This window comes from Stenotrophomonas maltophilia group sp. Smal13 (genome assembly GCF_030236855.1).
Taxonomy (GTDB): domain Bacteria; phylum Pseudomonadota; class Gammaproteobacteria; order Xanthomonadales; family Xanthomonadaceae; genus Stenotrophomonas; species Stenotrophomonas maltophilia_A.
The window spans coordinates 139,448-155,354 of sequence record NZ_JASJSQ010000001.1 but is presented as its reverse complement, the minus strand read 5'-3'; the positions used below and the strand labels follow the sequence as shown (position 1 = coordinate 155,354).

The window sequence follows — 15,907 nt, the reverse complement described above, 5'->3', positions numbered from 1 at the left end:
TCAAGGTGATCGCGAAGCTGCCTGCAGACCGGTAGTGCCGGCCGCTGGCCGGCAACAACGTGTCGGGTTCGAAAAGCGTGTCGACCAAGGTCGACACCCACCAGGGCAGGAGGTCGGCACCTGCCAGAGCTGGCGTGCCCGGCGCACCTGAACGGGAGGTTCCGACGAATTCCCGAGGTGGCCATTGATATTGTATCCGGCGAAAACCGCTTGCTAGCCTCCCCTCCATGCGCCGCATCACCCGCCAACTGCGTACGTACCTGATGATGCTGCTGATGGCGGCATTCGTGGTCGTGCCGGTGGCCGACGCACTGGTGTGTGCGGTGGAACCGCATGCCAGCAGCGCCCATGTCGAATCCCTCGCGGACGACGCAGGCGGTGACAGCGACAGCGACAGCAAGCACACGGGTGCCTGCACGCATAACCACTGCCACCACTCCACGCTGAGCCTGCCGGCGAACGATTTCGCGGCCTTCGGTACGCCACTGCCAGCGCGCTGGATGAATGCCGGCGACGTGGCGACCTATGCGGTCGCCCAGGATGAATTGACGCGTCCCCCCCGGGCGTGAGTTGAGCGCGTCCCGCAATCGCGGGCTCCCGTTTCACTCACAACCGGAATCCCCCTATGTCGATCCTGACACCTCGGTCGCCGCGCGCGACCGGGCTGGTCGTCGCTGTACTGCTGGGCCTTGCCCCGGCAATGCAGGCGTCGGCGCAAGCCGCCCCCTCCTACGACACCCTGCTTGAACGCCTGGACCAGCTGCCCGGTACCCGTGTGGGTACGGCACTGGCCGAGGCCGCCGATGCGCGTGCCGACCAGGCCCGTGCGTTGCCCAATCCTTCCCTCTCCTACTCCGCCGAAAACGCCTGGGGCACCGGCTCCTATGGCGGCATGGGCAAGGCCGATACCGTGCTCACCCTGTCCCAGCCGCTGGAGGTCTGGGGCCAGCGTGGCGCGCGTGTCCGTGCCGCCCGCGCCGAGGCACAGGCCGCCAACCTGCGTGGTGCCCAAAGCCGCAGCGACGTGGCCAGCCAGCTGGCGGTGGTCTACGCACAGGCGGAAAGCGCACTGCGCCGCTACACCCTGGCCGAAGAAGCACTGACCCTCACCCGCGATGACGCCAACGCCGTCAACGCGATGGTCAAGCAGGGCCGCGAACCGCAGCTCCGTGCGGTGCAGGCGCAGAGCGAAGTGGCCAACGCCAGTGCTTCACTGGATGAGGCACAGGCCTTCCGCGATGCCGCGCTGGCCCGCCTGGCCGGTGCCGCGCTGCTGGATGCGCCGGTGCAGTCGATCGACGACAGCCTGCTCGACCGGGCCCCGCCGCTGCCGCGTGGCGCCACCGACGTGGCACTGGCGGTGCGCATCGCCGAAGCCGAAGCCGATGCGGCCGGCAAGCTGGTCGACGTGGAGCGCAAGCGCGCCCTGCCCGACCTCAGTGTCACCGCCGCACAGACCCGCTTCCGCGAAGGCGGCGAGCGTGCCTACAACCTCGGGGTCAGCCTCAGCATCCCGCTGTTCGACCGCAACCGCGGGGGCATCCGCGCCGCCAATGCCGACCAGCGCGCGGCCGAGGCCCGCCTGGACCAGCAGCGCCGCGACAGCGAGGCGGCACGTCTCTCCGCCGTAGCCGGACTGAAAGCCGCCGGAAGCCGGACCCGCGCCGCCGATGAAAGCGTGGTCGCCGCCGAAGAGGCGTATCGCCTGGCCCGCGTCGGCTTCGACGCCGGACGCATCTCGCAGCTGGAACTGCGCAGCACGCGCAGCGCCCTCATCGCCGCCCGCGGCACCGCCGTGGATGCGCGCCTGTCGCGCGTCGGCGCCGAAATCGATCTTGCCCGCCTTGAGGGGCGCGCACCTTTTGTGGAGGCCAAATGACTCTCTCCCGTACTTTCCCGCTGATCGGCGGCGTGCTGCTGACCGTCCTGCTTGCCGGCTGCGCCGGCAACGCGCAGACGCCTGCCAATGAAGACCCCGCTGCGGCCAAGGCCGGCACCGACGATGGCCACGGCCATGCCGCCGACAGCAAGGAGGCCAAGGCGGAAACCGCCAAAGCCCCCGCCGACGCCGATGAAGGCGTGGTGCAGCTGACCCAGGAACAGATCAAGGCCTCCGGTATCGAAGTGGTCGCGATCGGTCGCGGTGGCGGTGGCTCGACCCGGCTGTCCGGCAGGGTCGAGCCCACCGTGGGCGCCCGCGCTTCGGTTGCCTCCACGGTGACCGGCCGCGTCGAGCGCGTGCTGGTCGCGCCGGGCACGGCGGTGAAGCAGAACCAGGCACTGGCCATCGTGGTCAGTGGCGAGGCCGCGGTGTTCCGCGCCAATGCGCTGGCCGCCTCGGCCGAAGCAGAAGCCGCGCGCCTGGCCTATGGCCGCGACAAGGCGCTGGTCGACCAGGGCGTGGTCGCCCGCCAGGAAATGGAAACCTCGCGCGCACGTTCGCTGGCGGCACAGGCCCAGGCCGCCGCCGCGCAGGCCCAAGCCGCCGCCAACGGTTCGCCGGACAGCAGCGGTCGCGTGCGCATCACCAGCCCGGTGGCCGGCATCGTCGGCAACGTGCAGGTCACCCCGGGCGGCGTGGTCGCCGCCGGCAGCGCGGTGGCCGACGTCGCCGACCCGACGATGAACGAGCTGGTGTTCACCGCACCGCCGGCGCTGGCCGCGCAGGTCACGCCGGGCATGAAGCTGGAAGTGAGCGTGCCGGGTGGCAGCTTCACCGCCACCGTCACCGGGTCGGCCGCCGATGTCCGCCAGCAGGGCGGCGTCGCGGTGATCCGTGCCACGCCGGTGGATGCCGCGCTGCCGCCCGCCGGTTCGCCGGTATCGGCGGTGGTCGTCACCGAAGGCCAGGATGGCTCGCTCAGCGTGCCCGCCGATGCGGTGCAGAACGTCGATGGCAGCAGCGCGGTGTTCGTCGCCGTCGAAGGCGGCTTCAAGGCGCAGCCGGTGCTGGCTGGCCGTCGTGCTGGTGACCGTATCGAGATCCTCGGTGGGCTGACCGGCAACGAGCGCATCGTCGGTGCCAACGCCTTCCTGCTCAAGGCCGAACTTGCCAAGGGCGAAGCCGAGCACGGCCACTGAGGAGGCGACCATGTTCAAGCTGATCATTGAAACAGCGGTACGCCACCGCTGGCTGGTGGTGTTCATGGCGGCGCTGATCGCCGCCGTGGGCCTGTTCCAGCTGGGCAAGCTGCCGATCGACGCGGTGCCGGACATCACCAACCGCCAGGTGCAGATCAACACGGTGGCACCTGCACTGACCCCGGAGCAGATCGAACGGCAGGTGACTTACCCGCTGGAAACCGCGCTGGCCGGCATTCCCGGCCTGACCACCACGCGTTCGCTGTCGCGCAATGGCTTCTCGCAGGTCACCGCGATCTTCACTGATGCGACCGACATCTACTTCGCCCGCCAGCAGGTGGCCGAACGCATGCGCGAGGCATCGGAAGACCTGCCCGATGGCGCGTCGCCGATGCTGTCGCCGGTCACCACCGGCCTCGGCGAGGTACTGATGTGGACGGTGGACTTCACGGCGTTCGATCCGGCCAGGCTGGCCAAGCCCGGTGAAGCGGGTTGGCAGGCCGGCGAGGTCTACCGCACGCCGGAAGGCAACCTGCTTCGCACGCCGGAAGAACGTGCCACCTACCTGCGCACCGTGCAGGACTGGATCATCGCGCCGCAGATGCGTTCCAGCCCGGGGCTGGCCGGCGTCGATACGGTCGGCGGCTACGTCAAGGAATACGGCGTGCATCCGGACAGCGCCAAGCTGGCCGCGCACGGCCTCGGCCTGGCCGACCTGGTCACTGCCCTGCAGCGTTCCAACGTGCAGGCCGGTGCCGGTTTCGTGCAGCGTGCGGGCGAAGGCCTGGTGGTACGTGCCGACGGCCTGGCGCTGACCACCGACGATCTGGCACAGGCCCCGGTAGCCACCCGCAATGGCGTGGTGGTACGCGTGGCCGATGTGGCCGACGTCGACCTGAGCCGCGCACCGCGCCTGGGTGCGGCCAGCCGCAACGGCCATGAAGCCGTGCTGGGTACCGCGCTGATGATCGCCGGCGGCAACAGCCGCACCGTGGCGCAGGCAGCTGCGGCGCGCCTGGAACAGGTGAACAAATCGCTGCCGGCCGACATCGTGGCGGCACCGGTGCTGGACCGCAGCGTGCTGGTCAATTCGACCATCAAGACCGTGGCCAAGAACCTCACCGAGGGTGCGCTGCTGGTGGTGGTGGTGCTGTTCCTGCTGCTGGGCAACCTGCGTGCAGCAACGATCACCGCGCTGGTGATTCCGCTGTCGTTCCTGTTTGCAGTGATCGGCATGAACCGCTTCGGCATCAGCGGCAACCTGATGAGCCTGGGTGCGCTGGACTTCGGCATCCTGGTGGACGGTGCGGTGATCGTGATCGAATCGACGCTGCTGATGCTGGGCCAGCGCCGCGCCGAACTGGGCCGTGCATTGACCGCGATGGAACGCCTGCGCGTGGCCGCTGATTCGGCGATGAAGATGGCGCGCCCTGCGGCCTTCGGGCAGCTGATCATCCTGCTGGTGTTCGCGCCGATCCTTACCCTGGAAGGCGTGGAGGGCAAGACGTTCCACCCGATGGCGGCCACGTTCATGCTGGCCCTGGTCGGTGCCTTCATATTCTCCTTCACCTTCGTGCCGGCGATGGCCGCACTGCTGGTGCGCGAGCCCAAGGTGAAGGACGGCGATACACATGCTGACGATGGCGAGCACGAAACCAAGCTGATCCGCGTGCTGCGTGCGCGCATCGAGCCGGTGGTGCGCAGGGCCGTGGCGCATCCGCGCACGGTGCTGGCCGGTGCGGTGATGATGGTGGTGGTGGGCATCGGTTCGTTCTCGCTGCTGGGCCGCGAGTTCATGCCGACGCTGGACGAAGGCAACGTGGCGATGCAGGCCCTGCGCGTGCCGTCGACCTCACTGGAGCAGTCGCTGGCAATGCAGCTGGCACTGGAAAAGGCGATTGCCAAACAGCCGGAAGTGGAAACCGTGTTCTCGCGCACCGGTACCGCAGAGGCGGCGATCGACCCGATGCCGACCAACATCTCCGACAGCGTGATCGTGCTCAAGCCACGCAAGGACTGGCCGGATCCGAAACTGGGCAAGGATGCACTGGTAGCACGCTTCGAAAAGCTGGCCGGGCAGCAGCTGGGCAACAGCTTCGAATTCAGCCAGCCGATCGAGCTGCGCTTCAACGAGCTGATTTCCGGCGTGCGTACCGACCTGGCGGTAATGATCTTCGGCGATGACTTCAGCCAGCTGCAGAAGGTGGCCGACCAGGTGGCGTTGAAGCTGCGTGCGGTGAACGGTGCGGCCGACGTGCGGGTGGAACAGATCTCCGGCCTGCCCACGCTCAATGTGGCCATCGACCACGTGGCGGCGGCGCAGTACGGCCTGACTGCCGCGGACGTGAGTGATGCGCTGTCCACCGGCATTGGTGGCACGGCGGCCGGCAAGATCTTCGAAGGTGATCGCCGCTTCAACGTGGTGGTGCGCCTGGACGATGCCTCGCGCAACGATCCGGACCAGTTGGCGTCGTTGCCGATTGCTACGCCATCGGGGCTGGTGATTCCGCTGTCGTCGGTGGCGCGCATCACGGTGAGCGAAGGGCCCAACCAGATCAGCCGCAACAACGGCAGCCGCCGCGTGGTGGTGCAGGCCAACGTGCGTGGCCGCGACCTGGGCGGCTTCGTCGGCGAAGCGCAGGCAGCGGTGGCCGACGTGGCACTGCCGCCGGGTGCCTACCTGACCTGGGGTGGCCAGTTCGAGAACCTGCAGCGCGCCGAGAAGCGGCTGGCAACGGTGGTGCCGGTGGTGTTCCTGCTGATCGGCAGCCTGCTGTTCATGGCCCTGCGCAGCGGCAAGGAAGCCATTCTGGTGTTCAGCTGCGTGCCGTTGGCGCTGGTCGGCGGCATCCTCGCGCTGCTGCTGCGTGGCATGCCGTTCTCGGTGTCGGCGGCGGTTGGTTTCATCGCCGTGTCCGGCGTGGCCACCTTGAACGGCCTGGTGCTGATGCAGGCGATCCGCGAGCGCCTGGATGCCGGTGACCTGCCGCTGCAGGCGGCGATCAACGGTGCATCGAGCCGTATCCGTGCGGTGCTGACCACGGCGCTGGTGGCGATCGTCGGCTTCATTCCGATGGCGATCGCCAGCGGTTCCGGTGCGGAGGTGCAGAAGCCGCTGGCGACGGTGGTGATCGGTGGCCTGATCACCGCCACCGTGCTGACCCTGCTGGTGCTGCCGACCTTTGCAGCACGCGTGGCCAAGCCAAGGGCGGTGGGCTGAAAGACCACGGGGTCGGATCGTGCGATCCGACCCCGTTTTCCGATCCCTGGTAGTGCCGGCCGCTGGCCGGCAATGTCGAACGTTTGCGGTGCATGCGGGTTGCCGGCCAGCGGCCGGCACTACCCTTGCACGGTCAGGCCTTCTTGCGTTCGGCGATGTAGGCCTGGATCTGCTGTTCCAGCACCGGCAGGGGCACCGAGCCCTGCTTGAGCAGGGTGTCGTGGAAGCCCTTGATGTCGAACTTGTCGCCCAGCTCCTTCTCTGCCTGCGCACGCAGGCGCACGATGGCGATCTCCCCCAGCTTGTAGCTCAGGGCCTGGCCCGGCCAGGAAATGTAGCGGTCCACTTCGGTGGTCACTTCATGCTCGCTCAGCGCGGTGTGGTCACGCAGGTAGGCCAAGGCCTGCTCGCGGCTCCAGCCCTTGCTGTGCACGCCGGTGTCGATCACCAGGCGCGTGGCGCGCCACATCTCGTAGGTCAGGCGGCCGAAATCCTCATACGGGGTTTCGTAGATGCCCATTTCCACGCCCAGCTTCTCGCAGTACAGCGCCCAGCCTTCGCCGTAGGCGGAAATGTAGGCGTTGCGGCGGAACTCGGGCAGGTTCTTCTGCTCGGCGGCAATGGCACCCTGCAGCGCGTGACCCGGATCGGACTCATGCAGGGTCAGCGCCGGCAGGTTGTACAGCGGGCGCGACGGCAGGTTGTAGGTGTTGAGCCAGTAGGTGCCCATGCCACCGCGGCCGGCGGTCCAGAACGGCGCGATGTCCGGCGGCACCGGCACGATGGTGAAGCGCGCGCGCGGCAACGTCATGTACTTGCCCAGCTGGCCATCGGCCCGCTTGGAGATCCATGCGGCGCGCGACAGCAGCTCTTCCGGCGTCTTGGCATAGAACTGCGGATCGGTACGCAGGAAGGTCAGGAACTCGGCGAAGCTGCCCTTGAACTTCACCTGCTTGATGATGTCGTTCATTTCCTTCTGGATGCGTGCGACTTCATCCAGACCGATGCGATGGATCTCGTCCGGCGACAGGTCCAGCGTAGTGTATTCGTGGATCTGCTGCTTGTAGTACGCCTTGCCGTCCGGCATCGCTTCGGCGGCCAGCGTGGTGCGCGCCTGCGGCACGTACTCGTTGACGAAGAAGGTGCGCAGCTGCTGGAACGCCGGCACCACCTTGCCGCTGATCGCTTCACGCGCCTGCGCCTGCAGCCTGGCCTGCTCGGCGGCCGGGATGCTGTTGGGCAGCTTCTTGAACGGTGCGTACAGCGGCGACTCGGTGGGATCCATCAGCTCGGCGACGGTGGCGATGGACACTTCGCGGCCATCGAGCACCGCGCGCGGCACGCTGAAGCCGCGCTTCAGGCCGGCGCGCATGTTTTCGGTCTGCTGGCCGAAGTAACGCGGTACATCGTTCAGGCGTGCGATGTAGTTCTGGTAGTCCTGCACGGTCTTCATCTCGCGCCGGGCCATGAAGGACAGGTTGGACCAGAACGAGGAGTCGGCGTTGAACGGCATCTCGTAGCCACGCAGGCGCACTTCTTCGGCCAGGTTGAACACCTGATCGCGGTAGATCGCGTAGTTGACCTGGTTGTCGGGCGAGAGCGTCTTCGGGTCGATCTTCTTCAGTGCAGCCAGGGTCTCGTCCCACACCTTCAGGCGCGCCTGCTGCGCGGCCGGGCCGACGTCGGGCATGCGGGTGGCGTTGGCTGGCGCGTCCTCGTCCTCGCTGGCCTCGCCGCCGCCCTCCTGGCGCCACTTCCATTCCTTCTCGTACAGCGCGCGGAAGGCGGCATCGGCGGGCGATTCGGTGGCCACGCTGGCCGGTGCGGCGGCGGCGGGCGGCGCGGCCAGGGCTACGGCAGGGGCGGACAGGGCGATCAGCAGGGCAACGGCAAGACGGGTTTTCACGAGCACAGGTTCCCGGGAAGGCAGACCCCGATGATGGCACCGCCCACGGCCCGTGGCATGGGACGAAGGTCCTGCCTGCGCAGCAGACCGGGGCCCGGGTAGCGGCCAACCTTGGTTGGCGCTGGATTTCCCCGTGTGCCAACCAAGGTTGGCAGCTACCAGGCACGGTAGCCAGGCAAGCAGTAGATCCACGCCATGCGTGGATGGGCCGGGCCCGGATACAGATCTGCCGACCAAGGTCGGCAGCTACCGGATGAGGCCCCGAAGACCTAGTGGCTGGCCTTGTCCCGCTTCCAGCCCCGGTGCTTGATGTCCAGCTGCAGGCTGTACAGCGCGGTGAACGCCGGGAACAGGTTCTGCAGCACGCCCACCGAGTCCTGCTTGGCCGAGAACAGGAAGTAGCTCAGCGTCATCAGGCTGCCGACCACGCTCATGTACCAGAACAGGCGCGGAATCACCGGCTTGCCGGCGCGTTTGGAGGCGATGAACTGAACCAGCCAGCGGCCCCCGAACATCAGCGCGCCGGTATAGCCGATCAGCTTCCAGCCGGTCACATGCAGGCCGGTCCAGTACAACCAGGTCAGCGGCTGGTCGAGCCAGTGCAGCTCCAGATCCATCAACGCTCCTCCACCGCGGTGCGCTTGCTGCGGGTGATCAGCCAGGCCACGCCACGCAGGTCACGGATGCCGACCAGGGCGCGGCCGAGGTTGTTGTACTTGGAGACACCGGCGGTACGGTGGCGGTGGTTGACCGGCACGCTGGTGGTCTTCCAGCCGGCGCGCTGCATCAGCGCCGGCAGGTAGCGGTGCATGTGGTCGAAGTAGGGCAGGTCGAGGAACGCGCTGCGCTCGAACAGCTTGATGCCGCAGCCGGTATCGGGCGTATCGTCGCGCAGCATGCGTGCACGGATGGCATTGGCCCACTTGCTGGCCCAGCGCTTGCTGCCGCTGTCCTGACGGTTGACGCGCCACCCGGCAAACAGCTTCACCTGCGCCTCGGCCGCATCGCGCGCCGCCAGCAGCTTGGGAATGTCGGCCGGATCATTCTGCCCGTCGCCATCCAGGGTCGCGATCCACGGCGCACGTGCGTGCTTGACGCCGGTGCGCACGGCGGTGCTCTGCCCGCTCTGGTTCACATGGTGCAGCACCCGCAGTTCCGGGGTGGTCGCCTTCAGGCCCTGCAGCACCGCCAGGGTGTCATCGCGCGAGTGGTCGTCGATGTAGACGATCTCGAACGGAAGCCGCCCACGCAGTGCGGCGGTGATTTCGGCAACCAGCGGGGCGACATTGTCGCGTTCGTTGAACACCGGGACGACAACGGAAAGCTCGGGTTGGCTCATAAGGCACTCGGCCAAAGGGGGACAAAGACCGCGCATTCTCCGAAGCCGAGGTTATCCGAAGATGAATCCGGCTGTGTGAGGATCCCTCCTCAGGCGCGGTCGCCAAAGTACTCGCGGCACCACTGCACGACGGGGGGCAACCCTGCTTCGATCGGGGTCACCGCGTCGAAGCCGAATGCGTCATGGGCGCGCCGGGTATTGGCCATCGTGCGCACCATGTCGCCCGGCTGCATCGGCTTGTAGACCTTCTGCGCGGGGCGACCGGCGGCCTGCTCGATCACGCTGATGAAGCGCTCCAGCTCGACCGGCGTATGGTTGCCGAGGTTGAACACCCGGTGCGGTACCGGACCATCGGCCGGATGCGCGAGCGCGCCGAGAATACCGGACACGATGTCGGAGACATGTGTGAAGTCGCGCTGCATGCGGCCTTCGTTGAACACGTCGATCGGCCGCCCGGCCAGCACCGCGCGCGAGAACAGCAACGGTGCCATGTCCGGCCGGCCCCACGGGCCATACACGGTGAAGAAGCGCAGGCCGGTGGCATGCAGGCCGTACAGCTGCGCGTAGGTGTAGGCCATCAGCTCGTTGGCCGCCTTGGTGGCCGCATACAGCGAGCGCGGCTGGTCCACGCGCTGGTCCTCGGAGAACGGCGGCGTAGCCGAATCACCGTAGACCGAGCTGCTCGACGCATACACCAGATGCTGCACGCCACGGTGGCGGCACAGCTCGAGCATGTTGACGAAGCCGACCAGATTGCTGTCGACGTAGGCCTGCGGGTTTTCCAGCGAATAGCGCACGCCGGCCTGTGCGGCCAGGTGGATCACCGCAGTCGGCTTCACTTCATCGAACAGCGCCGCCAGGCCTTCGCGATCAGTCAGGTCGAGCGTGCGCAGGTCCAGCGCCGGGCACAGCGCGGCCACGCGGTCGCGCTTGATCTGCGGGTCGTAGTAGTCGTTGAAGTTGTCCATGCCGACCACCGGCTGGCCCGCCTCCAGCAGCGCGCGGGCGGTGTAGGCACCGATGAAGCCGGCAGCGCCGGTAAGCAGGATGGTCATGGCAGGGGCCCGGAAGCAGAAATTCAGGCCCCTGATGTTACCGGTCTCAGAACAAACCGAAACGCTTCCTGGCGACGTTGACCCGGCCCGGCTCGATCACATCGTTGATCTGCTTCGCATCGAAGCGGTCGAGCAGGGCGTCGGCGCCCTTCTTCAGCTTCAGGTCCATCTCTTCCGGATACAGCGGAACCAGGCTCATGAAGCTGATGGTCCTGCCATCCTCCAGCTCCAGCGTGGCGAAGTCCTCCGGAGCAGTCACCGGCATCAGCACGATGGCACCGTCGAAGCCTGCTCCGGGCGCATAAGGCTCGCTGGGATGGCCGTTGGGAATGGTGTGGCCGAAGCCCAGCCACGTGTCGTACTCGTGCGGCAGCCGCGCCATGCCCTTCAGCAGGCGCACCGGCCAGTAATTGCGCTCGTCCTCGAAGGCGTCCTGGGACATCGGCCAGTCGGCCGGCAGGGTCACCATCAGCTCCATGTAGCGCGGCACATCCGCGTCCACGTCGGCGGGCACGGTCATCGGCAGGTCGCTCATGCCGGAGGTGACCAGGCGCAGGTACGGGCAGTGGTCATTGGCCGGCACCACGTGCACGTCAATGTGCACCAGGTCGGAAATGAGTTCGTGCAGGACCGTGGCGATCGGTCCGAGATGGCGCTCGATATGGCCGCTGATCGCTTCGATGTGCTGCTCTTCGCCGATGGCGAGCACAAAGTCCTTTTCGCGCCGGTGCCTCAGTATCTGGGTACCGTCCGGGCTGACGTCCTCGTACTCGTATTCGTTGCTCATGTCCTGCTCCCTGGATGAGGCCACGGACCGGAGAGCAGTGCATCCCCCGGCGCGCGCGGCGGTGCGTTCCCTGTCACCTACAGGACGCGGCAGGAACAGGCCGCATCCCCTGGCGCTGCGCCGGGCTCAGCCCTGGCGCGTACGCAGCTTTTCCAGCACACCGTCCAGGGTATCCAGGTCGGTGTAATGGATGATCAGCTTGCCCTTGCCACCGCGGCCGTGGCTGATCGCCACCTTGGCCCCCAGCGCTTCGGACAGCTCGGTTTCCAGCGAGGCGATGTCGGCCTGCTGCACCTTCGGCGCGGCCACCGGGCGATTGCTGGGCACCTTGCCGGCGGCGAAGGCCTGCGCACGGCGCTCGACCTCGCGCACCGACCAGCCTTCATCGGCCGCTTCCTGCGCCAGCTTGCCGGCCAGCTCGGGGGCCAGGGTCAGCAGCGCGCGGGCATGGCCCATTTCCAGGCGGCGGGTTTCCAGCAGCAGGCGGATTGCCACCGGCAGCTCCAGCAGGCGCAGCAGGTTGGACACCGCCGCACGCGAGCGGCCGACGGCCTCGGCAGCCTCGGCATGGGTCAGGGTGAATTCGCTGATCAGGCGCTGCAGCGCTTCGGCTTCTTCCAGCGGGTTGAGGTCTTCGCGCTGGATGTTCTCGATCAGCGCCATCGCGATGACGGTGCGGTCTTCCAGCTCGCGCACCACCACCGGCACTTCGTCCAGGCCGGCCAGCTGCGATGCGCGCCAACGGCGTTCACCGGCGACGATCTCGTAGTTGCCTGCCGGCAGCTGGCGCACCAGGATCGGCTGGATCACGCCCTGCGACTTGATCGAATCAGCCAGCTCGGAGAGCTTGCCCTCGTCCATCTCGCGGCGCGGCTGGTACTTGCCCGGCTGCAGCTGGCCCACGGCCAGCTTGCGCAGCACTTCACCCGGCAGCGGCTCGATCACCGCGGTGGTGGCCTGCACCTGGCTGACCGCCCCCTTGGGACCGAGCAGGGCATCCAGGCCACGGCCGAGGCCTCGCTTCTTGGCTGCCGGCTTGCTGCTGGTCATCAGACGGTCTCCACGGCCTTGGCGGCCTTGTTGCGTTCGTTGTTGCGGCGGATGATCTCGCCGGCCAGGCCCAGGTAGGCCACGCCACCGCGCGAGGCACGGTCGTAGCCGACGATGCTCTGGCCATGGCTGGGTGCCTCGGCCAGGCGCACGTTGCGCGGCACGATGGTGCGGAACACGCGGTCGCCGAAGTGCTCGGTGAGCTCGGCCGAGACCGCGTTGGCCAGGTTGTTGCGCACGTCGAACATGGTGCGCAGCACGCCTTCGATCTCCAGCGCCGGGTTGAGGTTGGCACGCAGCGCTTCGATGGTTTCCACCAGCGCGCTCAGGCCTTCCAGTGCGTAGTACTCGCACTGCATCGGTACGATCACCGAATCGGCGGCGGCCAGCGCGTTGAGCGTCAGCAGCGACAGCGCCGGCGGGCAGTCGATCAGGATGTAGTCGTACTCGTCGCGGATCGGTGCCAGCGCGCGCTTCAGGCGCTGCTCGCGCTCGCTCTGCGCCATCAGCTGGATCTCGGCCGCAGTCAGGTCGATGTTACCCGGCAGCAGGTCGTAGCCTTCGGCCGTCTGCACGCGCACATCGGCGGCGCTGGACTCGCCCAGCAGCAGATCGTAGGTGGAGGAGACCAGCTCGCGCTTGTCCACGCCACTGCCCATGGTCGCGTTGCCCTGCGAATCCAGGTCGACCAACAGCACGCGCTTGGGTGCGTTGGCCAGGGAAGCGGCCAGGTTGACGGCGGTCGTGGTCTTGCCGACGCCACCCTTCTGGTTGGCGATGGCGATGATGCGGGCCATGCGGGTGTGCCTCGTCGACGTGTGCTGGGACCGGTCATTATGCGTACAACCGGGCCCTTGCGGAAATCGTGGATCGCCAACCTCTTGTTCCACAAGGGGCTGGCGACGGGAATCAGGGACCTGTAACAGTGACCAGGTGGCGTTCGCCGGCCAGGCCGGGCACGCTCAGCGGGGTCACCTCGCGCACCTGCCAGCCAACCGGCAGCTCCGCGATCTCTTCATGCGGGTAGACGCCCTTCATGGCCAGCAGCACGCCACCGGGGCGCAGCAGGTGGCCACCAACGCGGACGATGCCGGCCAGGGTGTCCATCGCACGCGCGGTCAGCTGGTCGTAGTGGCCAGCTTCGTCCAGCGCCTCGGCGCGCGATTCGGCCACGCGGGCATTGCCCAGACCGAGCTGGCGCACGGCCTCGCGCATGAAGCGCGCCTTCTTGCCGTTGCTCTCCACCAGGGTGACCTGCAGGCCCGGGCAGGCGATTGCCAGCGGGATGCCGGGCAAGCCGGGGCCGGTGCCGAGGTCGGCCAGGCTGCCATCAGCCACGAACGGCTGCATCGCCAGTGAATCGAGCAGGTGGCGGGTAACCATCTCCTGCGGGTCGCGGATGGCGGTGAGGTTGTAGGTGCCGTTCCAGCGGTGCAGCAGGGCCAGGTAGCGCAGCAGCGGCGGCGCCAGCGCGGCGTCCAGGCCCATGCTGGCCAGGCCCTGTTCCAGCGTGGCAGCCACGCTGGCGGGAAGTGGGTGTTCGCTCATGCCGCCATTATCGCCGGTTTTGCGCGCTGATTCCCCGCTTCAGTGTGGATACCAGGCCAATGCGGCGCGGAACTGGCCGGTGGCCTGCCATTCGTGCAGGTGCCAGCGCGCGGCCTCGCCCAGTTCCGGGTCGCACCAGCGCAGGTGCAGGGCGCCATCGGCCCCCGGCGCCAGCTGCAGGCGATGCAGGCCGAACGAGATGCCCTGCCCGTGCGCCTTCAGCATCGCTTCCTTGGCGCACCACACGCGGAAGAACCAGTGCTCGCGCCCGGCCTCGTCCAGGCTTTCCAGCCAAGCCACCTCCTCGGGGTGGAAGAAGCGCTGCACGATCTCCAGCAGGCGGGCCCGCGGCCGCAGCAGCTCCAGGTCCACGCCCAGCCGCACGCCTTCGCCCAGCGCCACCAGCAGCACCTCGCCGCTGTGGCTCCAGCCGGTGCCGTAGTGGGCCAGCGCACCGCTCAGCTCCGGCCGGCCCTTGTCATCACGGACCAGTGGCAGCGTCTCCGGGTCGGCGCCCAGCGCCTGCGCCAGCACCTGCCGCGCCTGCGGTTCGCCGCGGTGGCCCGGCACGTGCGGGCACCGCCAGACCGTCACCGGGCCGAAGCGCCACGGGCCGTCGAGGGTGGCTGGCAGGCTCATCCGCACGCGCCCATCACGCAATTCCACGACGGGTTCACGGCCGTGCGCGTCAACTGGTCACAGTTCCCCACCGGAGGTTCGATCATGGGCATCATCATCTGGCTGATCGTCGGCGGCATCGTAGGCTGGCTGGCCAGCATCATCATGAAGCGCGATGCCCAGCAGGGCATCATCCTCAACATCGTGGTCGGCATCGTCGGCGCGCTGATTTCCGGCTGGCTGTTCGGCGGCGGCATCAACGAAGCGATCACCATCCGCACCTTCCTGTTCTCGCTGATCGGTGCGGTGATCCTGCTGGCAATCGTCAACCTGTTCACCCGCAAAAGCATACGGTGATCTGAGGGTAGTGCCGGCCGCTGGCCGGCAGACGTTTCAGAACGGGCCCGGCAATCGTCGGGCCCCGTTCTGTAGAGTCGAGCTTGCTCGACTGCATGGGAGATCAGTCGAGCAAGCTCGACTCTACTTCCACCCACGCCGGCGCATGGTCACTCGGCCGTTCCCAGGTACGCGGCTCGCGGTCGATGCCCGAGGCCACCGCACTGCCCTTCAGCGCATCGGACACCAGGGTCAGATCGATGCGCAGGCCCAGGTTGCGGCGGAAGCCCGCGGCACGGTAATCCCACCAGCTGAAGGTGCCCGCCTCGTCGTTGTGCAGGCGGAAGCCATCGTGCAGGCCCAGCTGCAGCAGCTTGTTGAGCGCGCCGCGCTCGGCGGTGGAGGTCAGGATGTGGTTCTCGTTCCACACCTCCGGGTCGTGCACATCGCGCGCGTCCGGGGCGATGTTGAAGTCGCCCATCACGATCAGCTTCGGGTGCCGCTGCAGTTCTTCGGCGATCCAGGCATGGACCGCTTCCAGCCAGCGCAGCTTGTAGTCGTACTTGTCGGTGCCGATGTCCTGGCCGTTGACCACGTACAGGTTGATCACCCGCAGGTCGCCGAAGGTACCGGCGATGACGCGCTTCTGCTCGTCCTCGAAGCCGGGAATGCCGATCTGCACGTCCTGCGCCGGCTCACGCGACAGCAGCGCCACGCCGTTGTAGGTCTTCTGGCCGGCGAACACGCTGCGGTAGCCCGCGGCGATCAGCGCCGAATCGGGGAACTTGTGGTCCTCCAGCTTGGTTTCCTGGATACCGACGATGTCCGGGCCGAACGCCTTGAGCCACTGCTCCAGGTGCGGCAGGCGGACATTGAGCGAATTGACGTTCCACGAGGCGATCTTCATGGGGGCATTCTACCCGGGTGGGCCCTGATGGGCGCCCCTATACCCCGGTAGACGCCAACC

The 15,907-nt window shown here is 67.6% G+C and carries 15 protein-coding genes; 5 read left to right on the top strand and 10 right to left on the bottom strand.

Annotation, left to right across the window (positions count from 1 at the left end; translation table 11 throughout):
• Positions 1 to 227: 227 nt before the first annotated feature.
• The 4 genes from QRO95_RS00705 to QRO95_RS00690 are packed head-to-tail and all read left to right on the top strand — an operon-like array spanning position 228 to position 6,301.
• Positions 228 to 569, top strand: coding sequence for a hypothetical protein (locus QRO95_RS00705; RefSeq protein ID WP_049399170.1), 342 nt, complete (start codon positions 228 to 230; stop codon positions 567 to 569).
• Positions 570 to 625: 56 nt separating this feature from the next.
• A complete protein-coding gene (locus QRO95_RS00700) occupies positions 626 to 1,879 on the top strand; it encodes a TolC family protein (RefSeq protein WP_285301484.1) in 1,254 nt (417 codons plus the stop codon).
• Positions 1,876 to 3,081, top strand: coding sequence for an efflux RND transporter periplasmic adaptor subunit (locus QRO95_RS00695; RefSeq protein WP_049399168.1), 1,206 nt, complete (start codon positions 1,876 to 1,878; stop codon positions 3,079 to 3,081). Before QRO95_RS00700 ends, QRO95_RS00695 begins: the two co-directional genes overlap by 4 nt.
• Before the next feature lie 10 nt (positions 3,082 to 3,091).
• On the top strand, positions 3,092 to 6,301 hold the full coding sequence (locus QRO95_RS00690; RefSeq protein WP_285301483.1) for an efflux RND transporter permease subunit: 3,210 nt from the start codon (positions 3,092 to 3,094) through the stop codon (positions 6,299 to 6,301).
• A 133-nt stretch (positions 6,302 to 6,434) separates the two neighbouring features.
• Here the strand turns inward: QRO95_RS00690 and QRO95_RS00685 are convergent, their stop codons facing one another.
• From QRO95_RS00685 to QRO95_RS00645, 9 genes are all read right to left on the bottom strand, one after another.
• The gene (locus QRO95_RS00685) at positions 6,435 to 8,207 is read right to left on the bottom strand and encodes a DUF885 family protein (RefSeq protein WP_285301482.1); all 1,773 of its coding nucleotides are present in this window, start codon (positions 8,205 to 8,207) and stop codon (positions 6,435 to 6,437) included.
• Between the two features lie 269 nt (positions 8,208 to 8,476).
• Positions 8,477 to 8,824 (bottom strand): lipid-A-disaccharide synthase N-terminal domain-containing protein, encoded by a 348-nt coding sequence (locus QRO95_RS00680; RefSeq protein WP_005414908.1) that lies wholly within the window; start codon positions 8,822 to 8,824, stop codon positions 8,477 to 8,479.
• Positions 8,824 to 9,546, bottom strand: coding sequence for a glycosyltransferase family 2 protein (locus QRO95_RS00675; protein WP_005420380.1), 723 nt, complete (start codon positions 9,544 to 9,546; stop codon positions 8,824 to 8,826). The genes QRO95_RS00680 and QRO95_RS00675 overlap by 1 nt, the downstream gene beginning before the upstream one ends.
• An 89-nt stretch (positions 9,547 to 9,635) precedes the next feature.
• Complete coding sequence (locus QRO95_RS00670; protein ID WP_285301481.1) at positions 9,636 to 10,601, bottom strand: NAD-dependent epimerase/dehydratase family protein; 966 nt, start codon at positions 10,599 to 10,601, stop codon at positions 9,636 to 9,638.
• A gap of 46 nt (positions 10,602 to 10,647) precedes the next feature.
• On the bottom strand, positions 10,648 to 11,388 hold the full coding sequence (locus QRO95_RS00665) for a suppressor of fused domain protein (RefSeq protein ID WP_032128474.1): 741 nt from the start codon (positions 11,386 to 11,388) through the stop codon (positions 10,648 to 10,650).
• A 126-nt stretch (positions 11,389 to 11,514) separates the two neighbouring features.
• Positions 11,515 to 12,438 (bottom strand): ParB/RepB/Spo0J family partition protein, encoded by a 924-nt coding sequence (locus QRO95_RS00660; RefSeq protein ID WP_285301480.1) that lies wholly within the window; start codon positions 12,436 to 12,438, stop codon positions 11,515 to 11,517.
• Positions 12,438 to 13,235, bottom strand: a complete 798-nt coding sequence (locus QRO95_RS00655) for a ParA family protein (protein ID WP_032128472.1) — start codon at positions 13,233 to 13,235, stop codon at positions 12,438 to 12,440. Before QRO95_RS00655 ends, QRO95_RS00660 begins: the two co-directional genes overlap by 1 nt.
• 112 nt (positions 13,236 to 13,347) lie before the next feature.
• On the bottom strand, positions 13,348 to 13,986 hold the full coding sequence (gene rsmG, locus QRO95_RS00650) for a 16S rRNA (guanine(527)-N(7))-methyltransferase RsmG (RefSeq protein ID WP_121504108.1): 639 nt from the start codon (positions 13,984 to 13,986) through the stop codon (positions 13,348 to 13,350).
• A gap of 39 nt (positions 13,987 to 14,025) precedes the next feature.
• Positions 14,026 to 14,625, bottom strand: a complete 600-nt coding sequence (locus QRO95_RS00645) for a 4'-phosphopantetheinyl transferase superfamily protein (protein ID WP_121504107.1) — start codon at positions 14,623 to 14,625, stop codon at positions 14,026 to 14,028.
• 84 nt (positions 14,626 to 14,709) lie between these two features.
• Here QRO95_RS00645 and QRO95_RS00640 point away from each other — a divergent pair, with 84 nt between their 5' ends.
• A complete protein-coding gene (locus tag QRO95_RS00640; RefSeq protein ID WP_005411656.1) occupies positions 14,710 to 14,961 on the top strand; it encodes a GlsB/YeaQ/YmgE family stress response membrane protein in 252 nt (83 codons plus the stop codon).
• A gap of 103 nt (positions 14,962 to 15,064) precedes the next feature.
• Here QRO95_RS00640 and xth read toward each other — a convergent pair whose 3' ends face one another.
• On the bottom strand, positions 15,065 to 15,847 hold the full coding sequence (gene xth, locus QRO95_RS00635; RefSeq protein ID WP_008266625.1) for an exodeoxyribonuclease III: 783 nt from the start codon (positions 15,845 to 15,847) through the stop codon (positions 15,065 to 15,067).
• Positions 15,848 to 15,907: the final 60 nt, after the last annotated feature.